Consider the following 13,881-nt stretch of genomic DNA (forward strand, 5'->3'; position numbering starts at 1 on the left):
TTTCGTCAGTTGTTGCTTGTGTTTGCCTTAGCGAACGACGGCTTGGCCTGCTAATGGATCTTGATAAGCAGGTAGCTCTGAGCGCAACCCTTTGATTAGGCTGACACACATCAGCAGTAGTACCAGAGTGAACGGAAGTCCTGTTGCCACTACGCCAGATTGCAAGGCTTGTAATGCCTCTTTACCACCAATCCATAGCATGACTGCGGCGATAGAGCCCTCAATACATGCCCAGAAAATACGTTGTGGTACTGGAGCATCAATCTTACCGCCAGCGGTAATGCTATCGATAACTAATGAGCCAGAGTCTGAAGAGGTGATAAAGAACACTAAGATCAGAACGATAGACAATACTGAAATGAGCGAGCTAAATGGCATTGCGTCGTAAACATGGAACAGTGTCAGCGAGATATCGGTAAGGCCATTGGCACCAAGTTCACCCACTTTGTTCACCACTTGATCAAGCGCGATACCGCCGAATACTGCCATCCAAACTAGCGTTACAGTGGTTGGAATCACGATAACGGCAAACAGGAATTCACGAACGGTACGACCTTTCGAAACACGTGCGATAAACATACCGACGAATGGTGACCAAGACACCCACCATGCCCAGTAGAAAACAGTCCAACCATGCATCCAGTCAGAGTCTTCACGTCCGTGCGGATTACTTAGGGCAAAAATGTCTTTCGCATAAGCGACTGTGGTATCCCAAATGGATGTTGTCGCAATATCAAAACTAATGAACATAACGAAAGCTAATAGAGCGAAGGCTACTGCCATATTAATGTTGCTCAGTAGTTTTACACCACCATCGATACCTCGAATTACAGAAAGTACTGCAATAAAGGTAACGAAGGCGATAACAATCATTTGCGTACCAATACCGCCATCTAAGCCGAAGACGTGATTAATGCCACTTGTTGCTTGTTGCGCGCCTAAACCAAGAGAGGTTGCTAGACCAAACAAGGTTGAAAGTACTGCCAGAATGTCGATCACGTGACCTAACCAACCCCATGCACGATCGCCAAACAAAGGGTAGAACGCCGAGCGTAATGAGAGTGGTAAGCCTTTATTAAAGGTAAAGAAAGCAAGTGAAAGGGCAACAATCGCGTAAATCGCCCAGCCGTGAATACCCCAGTGGAACATGGTGGCACCCATCGCGAGTGACTTTGCTTCTTCAGTGTATGCTTCGACATTCAGTGGAGTGCCGTACCAATTAGTAAAATAAGCGGTAGGTTCAGAAACACTCCAAAAGAGTAGGCCAATACCCATTCCGGCAGCAAATAGCATGGACAGCCATGACACTGTTGAATGTTCCGCGCGGGCATCTTTGCCGCCAATTCTAATTTTACCAAGTGGTGAAAGTAAGATTGCTAGAGCAAATAGGATGAAGAAGTTTGCTGACCACATGAAGAATACATCGAAGTCGGTAATGATGCCGTTCTTAAGGCCATTTAAGGCGTCACGGGCTGTTGAAGGGTCAACAATTAAAAGAGAAGCAAGACAGAGAAGAACAAGACCAGCACTAATCCCAAATACTGGATTGTGGATATCAAATCCCCACTTTTGAACGTTATCTTGACCAACCTGATAGTCGGTAGTGTCGATACTATATTTTTTTAGTGCATTATCCATAAATACAACATATACGCTTTATTAAATGTGTCTTTCTTGAACAAGAAAAACACTAAAACCGCCCTCCAATTATTTTGAGTTCAAATTAAAAAATGCGACGCGATCATAGTGTTTTATGTAAAACAATGCAACTCAAAGGGTTTTTTGAGCGTTTTTTCGATGTTTAGCGGGGTTTTATGTAGAAAGTGTAATGATGTGTAATGTTTTGATGTGTAAGTATTAGCGTTGAGTTGACCATGCATGGTTTAATCAAATGGTATTGTCTTTGTTCGGTTAACTATGAGTGAGCAGCGAGAGTTCGTCACAAGCCATGATTTCATCGAATTGGCGAACGAATAAACACAAACTTCAACCGACTTCGCATTCTTTTCGACAAATATCGAGTAAACGTAACTAATCGTAACAGAGCTGCTGTAACTGCACGCCGTTTCAATATACTCCCCTAAGTTTGTAAGCCACAGAATGCTGCTATGAGAAAAAACACTTTATTCAATGCTACGTTAGTGACCACCCTGACTGCTGCTTCCACATTCAGTTTTGCTGCTCCTACCGTTGTTCCTAATGCCCCTGAACTGAGCTCGCGTGGCTATGTTTTAATGGATTACCACACTGGTGCTGTGTTGGTGGAGCGTGATGCTGACAAGCGTCTGAACCCAGCAAGCTTAACCAAGCTGATGACTGCTTATGTTGCCGGTCAAGAAGTGAAGTCTGGCAACATCAGTTTGGACGATGAAGTAGTGATCAGCCGCAATGCATGGGCTAAGAACTTCCCAGATTCCTCGAAGATGTTTATCGAAGTCGGTACATCGGTCGTACTTTCCGATCTTTACCGTGGTTTGATTGTTCAATCGGGTAATGATGCCAGTGTAGCGATTGCAGAACACGTTGCAGGCAGTGAGGCTGGCTTTGTCGGTTTGATGAACAGCTGGGCGAATCAGCTTGGTTTGTCGAACTCAGCGTTTACTAACCCGCATGGTTTGGACAGCGATGGTTTGTACTCAACCCCACGTGATATTGCGACACTAGGCCGTGCCATCATTCGTGATTTACCAGATATTTACCCGCTTTACAGCGAAACATCGTTTACTTACAACGGTATTACGCAGTACAACCGTAACGGCTTGCTACGTGATCGCAGTATGAACGTGGATGGCATGAAGACGGGTTACACCAGTGGTGCAGGCTATAGTCTTGCGACGTCTGCAACCAATGGTGACATGCGCCTAGTCGCGGTTGTTATGGGCGCGAAAAGCCCAAGCATACGTGAATCAGAAAGTAAGCAATTACTTAGCTATGGATTCCGCTTCTTTGATACTGTAATGCCAACACAAGCGGGTAAAGAAATCGCGACGGCTCGAGTATGGATGGGTGAGCAAGATGAGCTAAAAGTGGGTGTGGATCGTGACGTGTATTTAACGCTGCCAAAAGGTGACGTAAACAAACTCGAAGCAGAGGTTGAATACAATGGCGATTTGATGGCTCCCATTCAGCAAAACCAAATTGTTGGTAAAGTGCTGTACAAAGTTGACGGCGATGTTGTGAAGGAAACCGAGTTGGTTGCACTGGAACCTGTCGATGAAGGTGGCATCTTCAAACGCTTGGTGGACTGGTTTAAGCGCTTGGTAGCAAGCTGGTTCTAGCATTTCTAGTTTGAGCTTTGCTGAAGCCGTACCTTAGTTTTAAGGTGCGGCTTTTTAGTTTGTGTTTGAGATGACTTTGATTTTTCGCCTATGTCATTGTCCATATGGCAATAAAAGTTGCCATTAGAGTAATTACCTAATCTTTACATTTATATGTCTATCAGTTCCTATGCAAGCTTGGGAATGCATTTGATTGATGTTATTGTCCGCTTATGAATCAGATGCTTCTAAAAAGAAAAGTCTTAATATAACTGAGATGGAATGTAATACCTCGTGAGAAAAAGCTATGTTGTCACGTTGCTAGCTGCTCTGCTTTGGGCAGTGGTTGCTTTTGCTTTACACGATTACTGGCGTGACGATACGTCAGTGCAGCAGTTACCCACTTTAGATCCTGAAGAGTTGCTAGCCAAGTCACCCGTTGGGCAAGTATTGCTTGATGTCAGTGAGCTAACGTATGTGGATTCGAAACGCGCACAAGAAGTATTGGCAGCCGTCGGAATGCCGTTTACCACAGATCTTGAAAAGTCTTTTGCACTCTATTTGCAATACCGTTTAGCTCGAGCAAATGACGAGCCTATCCGTGCTCAGAGTTATCGTCAGCAGTTACAAGACATCACCCAATCATCCGAGCAACCTTGGTTAGAGGCCTTATTACTGGCCGATAGTGCAATGGACCATACCTTACATGGACGAAATGAGCTTGGTATTACTGAAATTCAACTAGCGATCAAGATTGCTGAGCGCGACCGCCTTCACTCCCTATTGCCAAAGCTCTACAACATTGCCGGCGCATTGAGTAACGCAACCAATCAATTAGTGGATGCACAACGTTACTTTTTAGATGGGCTCAATATTGCAAATCAGATTAATCAAGAAGCATACAAGGGAACGATTTATAACAACCTTGGACTTCTCTATCTGCATATTGATAGTTGGGATAGAGCACTAGAATTTATTCAAAAAGCACAGCAAGTCTATTTGGCTCGTCATGCTCGTGGTGACAAAGCCAAAGGGCTTCAAGTGATGTACCTGAATGAGGCGCATATTTACAATCGCCAAGGCAAAGTTGACCTAGCGCGACAAGCGTATGAAGAGTCAAAGAAATACTATAAACCGACCTCAACCAACTTGCGCTATCACCTCATTCAGTTAAAAGGCAAAGCAGATCTATTGCTGCTCGAAGAAAACTATACCGATGCGCTTAAAGCCACGCAGCAATGTGTTACCTTGCCTTCTGCTGCAGATTACCCTGTTGAGTATGGACAGTGTTATCTGATCATGTCCAAGAGCCAGCTTGCGTTAGGGCTACCTGATCAAGCTATGAAAAGTGCAGCGGCGAGCTTGGCCGCATTTGAGTCGATTAAACACGAGCGTTGGATTATTAGAGTCGCGGAGCAAAAGGCGAAAATTTTTGAAAAGCTTGGCGAATATGAGGAAGCACTAAACACGTACAAGCACTTTTCCATCAATAGAAAAAAACAACTGCTGGGTAAAGTATATGATTTGGAGCAAGCCTTTGCGACGGAGCATATTCAACGTGAAAGAGACCTATTAGAAGTAGAGAAACGCTTGGCGGAATCTGAATTAGACCAAGAGAAGCTTCGTTTTCAGATCGCCATTTTTTGGATTGCGATCTCGGCAGTGGTATTGGCATTTGCCGTTTCTAGAGTTTTAGTGACGCAACGTAAAAACCAAGAGCTTCAACAACTTTCTCTGCTTGATCCTCTTACTCAACTGCATAACCGACGTTATTACTACGATCAAATTGATCACCCTCACCAGTTAGATGCGCAAACCCCGTATCGTGTTGTGCTTTTTGATATCGACAACTTTAAAAAGGTGAATGATGTTCATGGGCACGAGGCTGGAGACCGCATTCTAGAGGCGTTCTCAGAGCGATTGAGATTGCATTTACGCTCTCAAGAATTGCTGATTCGTTGGGGTGGGGAAGAGTTTTTGATGTTATTAAAAGGTACCGATGACCTGCCGAAACGCCTTGAAGCCATACGCCAACACATTGATGATGTATTGTTTGAAGCAGAGGAGGAAAACCTGCATATCACGACTTCTATTGGTGTCAGCCATGGCGGTTTGATAGAGACATTTACCTATAACGATGAGTATTTCCGCCGAGCAGATAAAAGCCTTTATGAGGCGAAGCGAAACGGGAAGAATCAGGTGGTACTTCCCTAGTGAATCCATTGTTAATCAAGCGGCAGATTGAAATGTTCAGTCTGCCGTTTTTGTTTTTAGTTTCATATTCTTGCATTTATGGTCGCCTAATCCGTAAGAGAACCATTCAGAACAACAAACGGAGTTACGCGTGCGCAAGATTCTATCTTTGACATTGGCTATTTCACTTACTGGCTGTGTAATGCCTCAGCATCAACCAACAGAGGCAGGGCAGTGCGTAGGTGTGATGTCATCGCAAGATGCTTATGGCTACCTCAACCCAAACCATTACACCATGCAAGTATTGGCGCTGAAAAAAGAGAAGGATGTAAAAGAGTACATTCGCTACATTGATCCGAAGCACCCGGTGTGGGTGAACTGGAAGAATAGCCGAGGCACTCGCTGGTACACGGTAACGGTGGGAGACTTCAAGAGTAAGCAGGACGCCTACAATGCGTTGTCTTCTTTGCCTAGTCGAGTTAAGCAGTCTTCGCCGTTTGTTTTGACGTTTGGAGAAATGAAAAGTAAACAAGAAACTAATGTGGTTCGAATGCGCTAGTGCTGTTCTTATCGTTCAAATAAGCGCTTTATTGGTACACATCGAGCCTTTGCAACACGTTGGAAAGGCTCGATCTCACAGCCTGTCACTCATCTTCTCCAATATACGCGAAAGATCACGCTTCTAACGCGCTTTTGACTTTACTTGTTATCGGGTATTTTCTAGTCTTCGCATCCCACTTTTTCTGTTGGAGTCACCATGAAGCAAGAAATGTACACCACCTACGCAAAGCAATACGATTTAGCGGCGCAAGATAACCTGTACAACGCACACTTTGAGCGTCCAAATACGCTTGAGCTTATCGGTGACGTTACGGGGAAAAAGGTTCTGGATTTGGGCTGCGGTTCGGGTATTTACGCACAGCTTCTTTTCGATCTCGGTGCGAGTTCAGTAACTTGTATCGACGCTTCACAAGAGATGATTGATATCGTCAAAGACAAGCTCGGTGATTCGGTAAAGGCTTACGCCCAAAACCTTGCTATAGGATTACCCGAAGAGCAAGATTCACAGTATGACCTAGTGATTTGTCCTCTGATGGTTCATTACATTGAAGATTTATGCCCATTGTTTGACGACATTCAACGTGTTTTAAAAGCGGGCGGTCAGTTTGTATTTTCAACTCACCACCCTTTTGCGGATTTCGAATGTTCGGCTTCAGGCAATTACTACGATAAAGAGTTGGTAGAAGATATGTGGAATACGGTAGGAGAACCAGTTCCTGTGGCATTCTACCGCCGCTCGTTGCAAGATATTACCGATGCAATTACTGGCAGTGGCATGGCGATGCTGGCGATTTCAGAAGGTAAGGTGAATGACAAGATTCGTGAAATCTCGCAAGAACATTACCAACGCTTGGCGACGTTCCCTAATTTCATCTTTATTAAATGTGTGGCGCTGAGCTAGTTAAATCGGTGAGTTCAGATAGAAAAAACGGAAGCGATGAGGCTTCCGTTTTGTGATCTTAGCGATGAGCTTAAAGTGCAGCGAGAATGGTTTCCGCTTTGCTCGCTTCAAACGTTTTTGGTTCTTCAACGTTTAGTGTAGTAACCACACCATTGTCGATGATCATCGCGTAACGCTGTGAACGAACGCCACCGAAACCACCCGTATCCATCTCTAGACCCAATGCCTTGGTAAAGCTTGCGTCACCGTCACCAAGCATCAGAAGCTCAGATGCGTTTTGCGCTTCGCCCCAAGCTTGCATTACGAATGCATCGTTTACTGATACACAAGCGATCAGATCTACGCCTTTCGCTTTGAGCTGATCAGCCAATACAACATAACCAGGCAAGTGCGCTTCAGAACAAGTCGGCGTAAATGCGCCTGGTACGGCAAATAAAACCACTTTCTTATCTGCAAAGAGTTCGGTTACTTGGTGGTTTACCATGCCCTCAGCCGTCAGTTCGCTTAACGTTGCAGCAGGCAATGTTTGACCTTGTTGAATCATGACTTCTTTCCTTTTAGGTATATATCGTTCACTCAGTCTAGCGCCAAAACTACGGGCTAACCACAGACGAAATGTAAGGGTTTAATCTGATTAAGAAAAAGTGCATTCAGTGAGCGCTTCCCTGAGCTCACAGTGACGATTAAAACTGATAGTTGAATAAGACGCCAAAGAAGTGAATATCGGCATCGTAATCACCGCGCAGTGTACTTTCTGCTGGTGAACCTTCAAACAGAGTATACTCAATGCTAGGGGTTCCACCGTAGTAGTATTCATAGTACATTTGCATGCGCCATTGCTTATTAATGTCATAGCTTGCACCAGTGCCGAACTTCCATATCTCACCAGTAGGCACATCTGGATACTGATAGCGAGGGTCATCTTGTGGTGATGTTTCATAATAAACGCCACCTTCTAGACGCCATTGCTCCGTTAGTTGATAGTGCATACCTACGCTAGCAGAGAAGGTATCCTCCCAGTTTCGAGCGATATCAGCTTCGCGGTTTGTCAATGAGATCGAGGTATCAGAGATCTTACTGAAGTCTGTCCAACCTAAACTCCACATCGCAGCGACTTTCTCATTTAGGCTGTGATAGCCACTTAGTAGAGCCGTAGCAGGCATAATGATGTTGACTGAAGAATCCACTTTGTTTGAACGAGTTTTTAGCTCCCCATCCATGTCGTGTTCGATTTGGGAGCGATAAGCAAAGCCAAACTGGTTATGCTCGTCCAATTTGTAAAACGCACTTAAGGTGTAGCCGAACTCAAGACTAGAGCCTGATGCATCAATTTGTGGAACTAAACCGCTGCCTGAACCTGCAAGCGTTTGGTTGAGCATGCCGTATTCAGTGACTAAACCTACACCAACAGAGAAGTTATCTTGCACTTGATAGGCAATACTAGGATTGAACTGAACCGTAAGAAGTTGAGCGTCTTGTAGTAATAAAGCGCCAGAAAATTGAGGGCCATAATCAATCACAGAACCGCCTGAAGAAGCGATTGCTAAACCCGCTGTCCATTTATCATTAATGGGCTGAACAAGGTAAAACGAGCTCACCGGCATCGCTGTTCCTGCTTGGGTTGAGTTTTCACCTCCACGGAATAAGCCAGTTGAACCTGCATCAGTGTACTCAATATCAGACACCATGCCTTGTAGATTAAAGGCGATGGCAGTGGATTCGAACTCGGACATGGCGGCTGGGTTAGCAAACGCTGTTTCAGCGCCTTCTGCGATAGCTTGTGCTCCGGCGCCCGCAGTGCTGATGTTCATCATGCCTAGTTCAGGGAACATGTAACCTGCGGCAGATGCATTTGCAGCAAATAACGAAAGAGTGATAAGAGAGAGTTTTGTTTTTTTCATTGTAAAACCTGTGAGCCATTCGAGTTAGTGAATGGCTTGTTGGTGTTTGAAGTAAGAAATAGACAGTTTTGATAGGGGACAAAACCGCCTATTAAAAAGTTAAATTGCGTTTAAGTAGGATTTGTACGAATGCAGGCGAACGGTTGCTGCGCCAATCACATCAATGAAACCAAACAGGCTGTGTGGTTTACTCGCCGCAATCCAAGCAGAGCCTGTCGCGCCAATTGGGATGGTTTTGCCTTCGGGCTCAAAGATTTCTAGAATCACGGTGCGGCCATGACTACTAGTGTTTGCACCTACATGTTGACGCACGCTTTGCGGCCCCTGTAATGGTGAAACGGATGATTCTCCGGTACCCGCAGTGATACTGTGGACGCGAGCACGGAAGACTTCACCTGGGTATGCATCAACGTAGAATTCAGCAAACTGCCCTTTCTCGATGTAACGGTAGCTTTGATCTGGAATACGCATTTCTAGGAATTTACGTGATGTGTCGTAGATGTGCATGTTACCTACGCGGCTGCCGTCTGCTACGTTCACGACAGCTACTTGGCCGTCATAAGGAGCGCGAACGGTTTTACGTTCTTGCTCAAATTCGGTCTTTTCTAGATCTGCGTGTAACGACTTTAGTGACGCTTCTGCTACGCGGAGTTGAGACTCGTAGTACTCAATATCTCGACCTTTGAAGATCTCTGGTGACGTTTTCCCACGAACGATGTCGCGTTTTAACTGCGCAACGTTCTCTTCTTGTTGAACGATGCTTGCTTTGATTTTTTCGACGTCCGCCAAGGAAGTGGTATCGACTAGGGTGTAAATCACATCCCCTTTCTTTACGACTTGGTTGTGGTCTACATAGATATGGTCAATCTGCTCGCGAAACAGTGGAGACAGAACTGAGTGAGGCGCTTTCACTGTGGATGAATAAGTCAAATCAACCGGAGCCCAAAGGCGCGAGAGAATCCCTAACACCACAAGAATGAAAGCACCACCGGAGATGATCCAAAAAGCGCTTTTAAACGTCCACTTAATTGCCCCTGTTGAGACCAAAATCCACATGATCAGAATGTATGGAATCATTACCTCTTTCATGGTTTATTCCTCCGTCACTTTGGTTGGTGTTTGGGGCTTTGAAGCCAGGCGACTATTACGAATGATGTTGCTTAACGAGCTGCCAATGTGCTCCCAGTTAGCGAAGGCAATGATCAGTGCGAGAACCCACCACGCTTTATGGATGAACAAACCACAAAGGGAAAGGGCAAACACTAGTTGGATGTGAGAGCTTTTCTTCTCTTGAGCTCGATGTAGGGCTACTTCATGGATCTGCCATAGCAAATAGATAACAAAAAGGGCAAGCGCTATGGTGACAGAGAAGAGGTAACCGCTGAAGTATTCGGAGTTGAAGATCACCATCATGGTGTCGTTTGGGGTATTGGTAAACATGCTCATATCAATGTCTTTCGAATTGATTGTGCCCATGGGAGCGAGTAAATACGCACCACCAAGCATCAGAGCCATAAAGATTGAGAACTTTAGTAACACCATAAAAATCGCAAAAATAACGCGACCTATGGCTTTTATGACGTTCATAGTTATACCTTTTGTCTATATTGTGAGGGTAAAACGTTGAGCGCGTGATTGTTATTATTCTGAGTGTTATCACGTGCTCATGATTGTACGAAAAAGCGTCATAAGTAGGGTGATAAACGATATAAGTTAAGCTAATATCACTTGGGTATATTTAGATATGGCATAAAATATGAAACACTCTGACTACAGCCTCATCCCCACGTTTGTTGCTATCGTGGAAGAGAAAAGTTATACCAAAGCTGCGCAGCGACTTGGGGTCAGCCAGTCAGCCGTTAGCCAAGCTGTAGTGAGACTTCGCGAGGTGTTTAAAGATGTGTTATTTGTTCGAGGTAGCCATGGGGTATCTCCGACAGCGTTTGCCATTGATATATATCCTACGCTGGCAAATGCGGTTGAGAATATTGCTTATATGCTACCTGAGCACTCCCGGTTTAATCCTGCGGAATGCGATAAGCGTTTTGTGATTTCGTCCCTCAGTGTGTTTGGTTTCACGCTTCTGCCTGAACTCTCTGCGTTAATCAGTGAAAAAGCCCCCAAGGCAACGACACGTATTGAGCCACTTTACACCATGGATTTAACTAACTTGCTTAGAACGCAGCAGTGCGATTTGGTGATTGAGGCACAAACTAATTTACATCCCCATCTTAGATCTCAGGTCTTGATGTCAGATAAGCTTACGGTTATGTGCCGAGCTGATCACCCCCGACTCACCGGGGAGACAATCAGTATTGAAGAGTACCTAGCTGAAAAGCATGTAACTTTGTCTCAATTAGACCAGCAAAGTGGTTACTTGATCGGGAGGGGTATCAAGGATGAAGAGATATTGGGGCAACGAAAGGTCGCGTGGCAAACAAGCAGCATTATGGAAATGTTACCTGTGGTTCAACATTGCGATTATTTGGCGTTGATGCCCCAGATTCTGTTAGATCAATATAAGGGTATGCATAACTTAAAAGCGCTAGAAGCGAGCTTCTTAAAAGAGCCTATTGAAGTTGCAATGTATTGGCACTCTTCACGTACCAATGACCCTAGTCATCAGTGGTTAAGGGAGCAATGTTTCTTAGCTGCTGAGAAGTTTACGGTCAATTATTAGATTTAAGCGAAGATTTACCAAATGCCATATGGAAAGCTAATTCATGCCAATCTAGACTGTAGATATATTCCTCAGTATAGAAAGGTCCTTGTGCGTTGGGAGGTGAAGAGTTCGTTATTGTCGTTGTCGAAGCGCAGTTGGAATAAGCTAAATTTGGCGCTTCTAACCTTCTTAAGTAATTGAAGGATGTTGATTTTTAGCCTGTTTCTAAGGTGACAGTCAGTGCTGGCGTAGCCACATACCGCAAAGAAGAGTCATTTAGTGGCTTAGTTATGCGAGCTGACAAAGCGCTATATCATGCAAAAAGGTCGGGTAGGAATTGCGTTAAAACCGAGCGAGATGCATCATGAGGTGCGTAGCGAAATAGGAATGCCAAACAACAAAATAAGGGCTAGATTGCTAGCCCTTATTGATTTGTATTTATAATCAGTGATTCGCTAAGTAATCAGTCACTTGAGCGCGGTACTTCGCTTTAAGCGCTTCGCTAATGAAACTCGCGTCAATGGCATTAATTGTAAACTGAGCCAGTTCTAGCTTTGTCATTGGGTGAGCGTTACTTACCGCCATGAAGTTATCCGTCATATAACCACCAAAGTAAGCCGGGTCATCCGAGTTTATCGTCACTGCAACACCTTTGCGCAGCAAGTCGACAATATTGTGCTGCGCCATTTCATCAAACACGCACAGCTTGATATTCGATAACGGGCAAACCGTCAGTGGCATCTTGCTTTCAATCAGCGCTTGCATCAGCGATGCATCCTCAACACAACGAACACCATGGTCGACACGACTGACGCTAAGCATCTCGACAGAATCGACAATGTTTTGCGCTGGGCCTTCTTCACCTGCGTGTGCGACAGTCAATAAGCCAGCTTCTTTTGCTTGTTGGAAAGCGCGTTTGAATTTTTCTGGTGGGTGACCGAGCTCTGAAGAGTCCAAACCGACACCGATAATTTTGTCTTGATGGTCAAGTATCGATTGTAGTGTTTCAATGGCGCTCTCTTCAGATAGGTGACGCAAGAAGCATGCGATGATTTGAGAGGTAATAGCCAACTTCTCTTTGCCATCTTGCATCGCACGGTAAATACCGTTGATGACAGTTTCAAACTCAATACCGCGGTCGGTATGGGTTTGTGGGTCAAAGAAGATCTCTGTATGAATAACGTTGTCGGCTTTGCAGCGCTCTAGGTATGCCCAAGTCAAGTCGTAAAAGTCTTGTTCCGTACGCAGCGCGTTGGCGCCCTGATAATAGATATCTAGAAAAGACTGTAAATCTTCAAACTCGTAAGCTTTGCGCAATGCCTGTGGTGATTCGTATGGAATGTCGATGTTGTTGCGTTGTGCCAGTTCAAACAACAATTCTGGCTCTAGTGAACCTTCGATATGTAAGTGTAACTCTACCTTAGGAAGACCTTGAATAAATGCGTTCATAATAAACTCCCACTTTTTCTTATGGTTGTTGTGGATGCAATTACTCTAAGGATAGGTATAGATTGAGAAAAATCGAACGCCATTACAAAGAGTAAGATCCACAGTGATCTCGACTCTTCGTAATCAGCACTTTGCGGGAACTGGTAGAGACCCCCAAACCATATCATTGGGGTTATACGAAGCAAACGGTCGCGATTATACGCCAAAACTGAGGCTTGGCTAGAGTTGCTGATGAATTTGTTATTTTTAAAAAGGGAGAACGTGTTGGCGTAGTTGAGCGATAGATTAATCGCGCAAGGGCTGATTCATCGCATGATGGTTTCGTTGTCAGCACACACCTTGCTGATCTTCGAAGTTCAGTGGCTAAAACTGAATATCATCACGCGAGAAACATTGGGAGTTATATCGAATCTACTGTGCATTGCTCATTGTGAACTGAGAAGGGGTGGCGATACCTTGCACATCGATATTTAGATTGGGAAGAATAGAGAAGAGAGACTGAAAGGGAATGTGTTTATAGTTCGAACATTCTATCAAATTCTCTTTGCTCCATGATGTCTTCAATTCGGCGGCGCGTTTGTTGTTTTATCGCAGCTGCGTTTTGTTCAGACTCTTTCTTTTCTTGCTCAATCTGCTTTTTCGTTTTCTTTGCCATGTTTTTACCTTGGGAGTTTCTTCCTAAATATCCGCATTAATTATTAATGCACTAAAATTGATTTATTTAATAATAAAACTTCCTAGCTTTGAACCTGAGTCACACAGAATGTCACCAGAATAGGTTTTTTCGCAATATTTAAAATCAATGAGATAACAAGCGGATTGGAGTTTCGGTAATATGTGACGCCTTAAAATATCGCTGTTCAGTTGATTTATTTTGGCGCACCAAGAGATGTCGGGTTGTTTTAAACGGAATTCAATCTCTATCATTTATTCTCCTGTTTTTTAGTGATCTTTTCT

14 protein-coding genes and 1 riboswitch are annotated in these 13,881 nt (G+C 44.4%); of the genes, 6 read left to right on the forward strand and 8 right to left on the reverse strand.

The window, feature by feature from the left end; genetic code table 11:
* Positions 1-27: 27 nt before the first annotated feature.
* The gene (locus BSZ04_RS06375) at positions 28-1,638 is read right to left on the reverse strand and encodes a BCCT family transporter (protein ID WP_088879898.1); all 1,611 of its coding nucleotides are present in this window, start codon (positions 1,636-1,638) and stop codon (positions 28-30) included.
* Between the two features lie 470 nt (positions 1,639-2,108).
* Here BSZ04_RS06375 and BSZ04_RS06380 point away from each other — a divergent pair, with 470 nt between their 5' ends.
* The 4 genes from BSZ04_RS06380 (at position 2,109) to BSZ04_RS06395 (ending at position 6,912) form a co-directional block, all read left to right on the forward strand.
* The gene (locus BSZ04_RS06380; protein WP_010452879.1) at positions 2,109-3,278 is read left to right on the forward strand and encodes a D-alanyl-D-alanine carboxypeptidase family protein; all 1,170 of its coding nucleotides are present in this window, start codon (positions 2,109-2,111) and stop codon (positions 3,276-3,278) included.
* 273 nt (positions 3,279-3,551) lie between these two features.
* Positions 3,552-5,471 (forward strand): tetratricopeptide repeat-containing diguanylate cyclase, encoded by a 1,920-nt coding sequence (locus tag BSZ04_RS06385; RefSeq protein WP_088879899.1) that lies wholly within the window; start codon positions 3,552-3,554, stop codon positions 5,469-5,471.
* A gap of 130 nt (positions 5,472-5,601) precedes the next feature.
* Positions 5,602-6,009, forward strand: a complete 408-nt coding sequence (locus BSZ04_RS06390) for an SPOR domain-containing protein (RefSeq protein WP_010452876.1) — start codon at positions 5,602-5,604, stop codon at positions 6,007-6,009.
* A 198-nt stretch (positions 6,010-6,207) separates the two neighbouring features.
* Complete coding sequence (locus tag BSZ04_RS06395) at positions 6,208-6,912, forward strand: class I SAM-dependent DNA methyltransferase (RefSeq protein WP_088879900.1); 705 nt, start codon at positions 6,208-6,210, stop codon at positions 6,910-6,912.
* Between the two features lie 70 nt (positions 6,913-6,982).
* Here the strand turns inward: BSZ04_RS06395 and BSZ04_RS06400 are convergent, their stop codons facing one another.
* The 4 genes from BSZ04_RS06400 to BSZ04_RS06415 all read right to left on the reverse strand — a co-directional run bounded on the left by BSZ04_RS06400 (position 6,983) and on the right by BSZ04_RS06415 (position 10,400).
* Positions 6,983-7,456, reverse strand: a complete 474-nt coding sequence (locus BSZ04_RS06400; protein WP_038883011.1) for a peroxiredoxin — start codon at positions 7,454-7,456, stop codon at positions 6,983-6,985.
* 139 nt (positions 7,457-7,595) lie between these two features.
* Positions 7,596-8,813 (reverse strand): OmpP1/FadL family transporter, encoded by a 1,218-nt coding sequence (locus BSZ04_RS06405; RefSeq protein ID WP_088879901.1) that lies wholly within the window; start codon positions 8,811-8,813, stop codon positions 7,596-7,598.
* Positions 8,814-8,912: 99 nt separating this feature from the next.
* Positions 8,913-9,902, reverse strand: coding sequence for an efflux RND transporter periplasmic adaptor subunit (locus BSZ04_RS06410; RefSeq protein WP_010452867.1), 990 nt, complete (start codon positions 9,900-9,902; stop codon positions 8,913-8,915).
* A 3-nt stretch (positions 9,903-9,905) separates the two neighbouring features.
* The gene (locus BSZ04_RS06415) at positions 9,906-10,400 is read right to left on the reverse strand and encodes a hypothetical protein (protein ID WP_010452866.1); all 495 of its coding nucleotides are present in this window, start codon (positions 10,398-10,400) and stop codon (positions 9,906-9,908) included.
* 169 nt (positions 10,401-10,569) lie between these two features.
* Between BSZ04_RS06415 and BSZ04_RS06420 the strand changes: the two genes are divergently transcribed.
* Together BSZ04_RS06420 and BSZ04_RS25180 are read left to right on the forward strand one after the other, a co-directional pair.
* Positions 10,570-11,493, forward strand: a complete 924-nt coding sequence (locus BSZ04_RS06420) for a LysR family transcriptional regulator (protein ID WP_088879902.1) — start codon at positions 10,570-10,572, stop codon at positions 11,491-11,493.
* Positions 11,494-11,705: 212 nt separating this feature from the next.
* Positions 11,706-11,843 carry a diguanylate cyclase domain-containing protein gene (locus BSZ04_RS25180; protein WP_231896270.1) on the forward strand — a complete coding sequence of 46 codons (138 nt, stop codon included), beginning with the start codon at positions 11,706-11,708 and terminating at the stop codon, positions 11,841-11,843.
* Positions 11,844-11,919: 76 nt separating this feature from the next.
* Here the strand turns inward: BSZ04_RS25180 and BSZ04_RS06430 are convergent, their stop codons facing one another.
* The 3 genes from BSZ04_RS06430 to BSZ04_RS25185 all read right to left on the reverse strand — a co-directional run bounded on the left by BSZ04_RS06430 (position 11,920) and on the right by BSZ04_RS25185 (position 13,851).
* Positions 11,920-12,924, reverse strand: a complete 1,005-nt coding sequence (locus BSZ04_RS06430; RefSeq protein ID WP_088879903.1) for an adenosine deaminase — start codon at positions 12,922-12,924, stop codon at positions 11,920-11,922.
* Between the two features lie 100 nt (positions 12,925-13,024).
* Positions 13,025-13,124: riboswitch (purine riboswitch) on the reverse strand.
* Between the two features lie 314 nt (positions 13,125-13,438).
* Positions 13,439-13,579, reverse strand: a complete 141-nt coding sequence (locus BSZ04_RS06435) for a PA3496 family putative envelope integrity protein (RefSeq protein ID WP_010452856.1) — start codon at positions 13,577-13,579, stop codon at positions 13,439-13,441.
* A gap of 62 nt (positions 13,580-13,641) precedes the next feature.
* Entirely contained in the window at positions 13,642-13,851 is a 210-nt protein-coding gene (locus BSZ04_RS25185; RefSeq protein ID WP_010452854.1) for a hypothetical protein, read from the reverse strand.
* Positions 13,852-13,881 lie beyond the last annotated feature (30 nt).

Origin of the sequence: Vibrio rotiferianus, assembly GCF_002214395.1 — a bacterium.
In the GTDB taxonomy this organism is placed as follows: Bacteria; Pseudomonadota; Gammaproteobacteria; order Enterobacterales; family Vibrionaceae; genus Vibrio; species Vibrio rotiferianus.

Excerpts from the sequence above, each read along its gene's own strand:
- BSZ04_RS06395 (WP_088879900.1), top strand. The coding sequence starts at position 6,208 with ATGAAGCAAGAAATGTACACCACCTACGCAAAGCAATACGATTTAGCG.
- BSZ04_RS06415 (WP_010452866.1), bottom strand. The coding sequence starts at position 10,400 with ATGAACGTCATAAAAGCCATAGGTCGCGTTATTTTTGCGATTTTTATG.
- BSZ04_RS06400 (WP_038883011.1), bottom strand. The coding sequence starts at position 7,456 with ATGATTCAACAAGGTCAAACATTGCCTGCTGCAACGTTAAGCGAACTG.
- BSZ04_RS06410 (WP_010452867.1), bottom strand. The coding sequence starts at position 9,902 with ATGAAAGAGGTAATGATTCCATACATTCTGATCATGTGGATTTTGGTC.
- BSZ04_RS06430 (WP_088879903.1), bottom strand. The coding sequence starts at position 12,924 with ATGAACGCATTTATTCAAGGTCTTCCTAAGGTAGAGTTACACTTACAT.
- BSZ04_RS06380 (WP_010452879.1), top strand. The coding sequence starts at position 2,109 with ATGAGAAAAAACACTTTATTCAATGCTACGTTAGTGACCACCCTGACT.
- BSZ04_RS06420 (WP_088879902.1), top strand. The coding sequence starts at position 10,570 with ATGAAACACTCTGACTACAGCCTCATCCCCACGTTTGTTGCTATCGTG.
- BSZ04_RS06405 (WP_088879901.1), bottom strand. The coding sequence starts at position 8,813 with ATGAAAAAAACAAAACTCTCTCTTATCACTCTTTCGTTATTTGCTGCA.
- BSZ04_RS06435 (WP_010452856.1), bottom strand. The coding sequence starts at position 13,579 with ATGGCAAAGAAAACGAAAAAGCAGATTGAGCAAGAAAAGAAAGAGTCT.
- BSZ04_RS06375 (WP_088879898.1), bottom strand. The coding sequence starts at position 1,638 with ATGGATAATGCACTAAAAAAATATAGTATCGACACTACCGACTATCAG.
- BSZ04_RS25185 (WP_010452854.1), bottom strand. The coding sequence starts at position 13,851 with ATGATAGAGATTGAATTCCGTTTAAAACAACCCGACATCTCTTGGTGC.